A 1802-nucleotide genomic window follows, 5' to 3' on the forward strand; every position below is an offset into this window, starting at 1 on the left:
CACGCGATCGTGAAAGCGGACGACCTGTCGAAGGCGAACCGGGCCTTCTTCACCGCCAACGGCGTCGTGGCGATCGCCCTGTTCGCCTTCGCACTCGGAGACCTCGTTCTCCGGTAAATCATTTTCCGTCGACGGAAAATGTTTTGTACACTTGCGGGATGCGATTTCTCAACAGGGCCTACGAGCTGCAGTTGCTCCGTGAGCGCATCGAGTCCGACCGCGCGGACTTCCTGGTGGTGTACGGGCGTCGGCGCGTTGGGAAGACCGAGCTGCTCAATCGTCTCGCCGAAGACGTCCGATCCTTCGTCTTCGAGGGAACCGAGACCACCGAGACCGACCAGCTTTCGGCGTTCGCAGCGGACCTGGCGCTGGCCGCTGGGGACGATCCCGACGAAGCACCCCCGCCGGCATCCTGGCGGGCCGCGCTCAATCGCCTCTCCGAATTCGTGGGCGATCGACGCACGCTGGTGGTCCTCGACGAGTTCCAGTTTCTGGCGAGGCAGTCGCAAGGGCTCGAAAGCCTGATCAACGTCTGGTGGCGCAAGTCCGGTCGGCACTTGCCCATCACCTTCGTCGTGTCCGGCAGCGAGGTCTCGTTCTTCGAGGACGAAGCGCTGGCGGGGACCATGTACGGTCGCCGCACCGGGCAGCTCAAACTGGAGCCGTTCAGGGTTCCGGACGCGGCGCTGTTCCATCCCGGATACAGCTTCGAGGACCGGATCAGGGTGTACGCCGTCTGCGGCGGCATCCCCTACTATCTCGACCGTTTCACCGATGACGCACCTGTCTCGGAGCACCTGTTCGACGAGGTCTTGAAACCGACGGGATTTCTGAGGAACGAAGGCGAACTGCTGCTCAGGCAGTCGTTGCCGAACCCCGCGCACTACATAGCGATCCTCAAGGCGATCGCACAGGGGCACAACCGGAATTCGGCGATCGCCGACAGGACCGGGCTCGAACCCTCCGCCGTCACGAAGGCGCTGCGGGTGCTCGAACGCCTGGGGCTGGTGACGGAGCTGAAGCCCATCACCGCGCCGGTGAACTCGAAGAAGACCGCCTACCGCATCGCCGACCAGTTCATGCGCTTCCACTTCCGATTCGTCGACCCGAGCAGCGGCCGTCTCGGCACCGATCGGCTGGCACTGGCATATCTGGAGAACACTGTGATGCCGTCGTTCGACCACTTCGTCTCCGAGACGTGGGAGGAGATCTGCCAGGATTTCACGCACCGGGTCGAAACCGAGCTGTACAAGGTCGGCTACTGGTGGGGCAAGGTCCCCACCGGCGAGGGTCGCCGGGTGGAGACGCGCGAGATCGATGTCGTCGGAGTCGACCATGACGGCCGGGCCACCGTGGTCGGCATGTGCAAGTGGACGAACAATCAGGTGGACTTCGACGAGCTCAACCTGCTCGACCGCTTGGCGCCGCATGTCGAGCGATGCGTAGAGTCACCGAAGCGGTACCTGTTCTCGCGCAGCGGTTTCACCGAACGCCTGCGCCGACACGCCGAGGAGGACGAGCGACTGGTCCTGGTCACCCCGGCCGAGATCTACCAGGCGGAGCCGTGAGAGCTGGAACCGCGAAGGGGCGGCCCTTCCGTTTTCCGATACCGGCCGCCGCGCTGCGGACCGCCTACGTCGGCGTGCGCTCGACTCCGGCGAAGTGGGGCGTCAAGGCCGCGCTGGGCGCCTCGTCGGCGACGCACGCGGTGACCTGGGCGATGTTCGCCTGGTTCGGGGCCCTGACCGGCTTCGGCGTCCCCTACTGGATCGGCCTGGCACTGGTCGCCGCCGTCCTCGTCT

1 protein-coding gene and 2 pseudogenes are annotated in these 1802 nt (G+C 65.1%); all 3 read left to right on the forward strand.

Features of this window, described 5'->3' with window-relative positions; genetic code table 11:
- Nucleotides 1–117 (forward strand): annotated as a pseudogene (ubiA, locus tag YWW_RS38145) (4-hydroxybenzoate octaprenyltransferase); the annotation flags it as partial.
- 41 nt (nucleotides 118–158) lie between these two features.
- Nucleotides 159–1568, forward strand: a complete 1410-nt coding sequence (locus YWW_RS0124180; protein WP_035697599.1) for an ATP-binding protein — start codon at nucleotides 159–161, stop codon at nucleotides 1566–1568.
- Nucleotides 1565–1802: pseudogene (locus tag YWW_RS32745) on the forward strand (hypothetical protein); the annotation flags it as partial. The gene YWW_RS0124180 and the pseudogene YWW_RS32745, both read left to right, overlap by 4 nt.

It is taken from the genome of Glycomyces tenuis DSM 44171, assembly GCF_000427885.1.
GTDB classification, from domain to species: Bacteria; Actinomycetota; Actinomycetes; order Mycobacteriales; family Micromonosporaceae; genus Glycomyces; species Glycomyces tenuis.

Coding starts and splice junctions, on each gene's coding strand:
- YWW_RS0124180 (WP_035697599.1), top strand. CDS start 159: ATGCGATTTCTCAACAGGGCCTACGAGCTGCAGTTGCTCCGTGAGCGC.